Below are 727 nucleotides of genomic sequence, written 5' to 3'. Positions count from 1 at the left end.
GGGCGGGGATCGTGATCGGTAGAGCACGGCATGCGCCGGAGTTGCCAGCCTGGCCGCAGTACTCCGACGAGGAGCGCGGTGGTCTGATCCGGGCGTTGGAACAGGGCCAATGGTGGCGCATGGGTGGCAGCGAGGTCGATACCTTCGAGCGGGAATTCGCTGCCTACCATGGGGCCAGCCACGCCCTCGCCGTAACCAACGGGACGCATGCGTTGGAGCTCGCGTTGCAGGTCCTGGGGGTCGGACCTGGCAGTGAGGTCATCGTGCCGGCGTTCACCTTCATCTCCTCCTCGCAGGCGGCCCAGCGCCTCGGCGCGGTGGCCGTGCCGGTCGACATCGACCCGGACACGTACTGCATCGAGGTCACCGCCGCGGCAGCTGCGGTGACCCCACGCACTCGGGCGATCATGCCGGTGCATATGGCGGGCCAGGTCTGCGACATGGACGCCCTGGCGAAGCTGTCCGCGGATGCCGGGGTCCCGCTGATCCAGGACGCGGCGCACGCGCACGGTGCGCAGTGGCAGGGTAAGAAGCTCGGTGAGCTGGGCTCGGTGGCGGCGTTCAGCTTCCAGAACGGCAAGCTCATGACCGCCGGTGAGGGCAGCGCCGTCACCTTCCCCGACGCCGAGCTGCACGAACTCGGCTTCCTGCGGCACAGTTGCGGGCGGCCACGCACGGACCGCCGGTACTTCCACCAGACCTCCGGGTCGAATTTCCGGATCTGTCG

At 68.8% G+C, this 727-nt stretch carries 1 protein-coding gene; it reads left to right on the top strand.

Annotated features, from left to right (window positions below):
- Positions 1-11 precede the first annotated feature (11 nt).
- Positions 12-727 (top strand): aminotransferase class I/II-fold pyridoxal phosphate-dependent enzyme (locus ACY5KJ_RS18205; protein WP_462203929.1); only part of this gene is annotated, 716 nt, incomplete at its 3' end.

Source organism: Frankia sp. CcWB3 (genome assembly GCF_977927595.1).
Note: the sequence above shows the minus strand (reverse complement) of the source record. Positions and strands in the feature narration are given on the sequence as shown.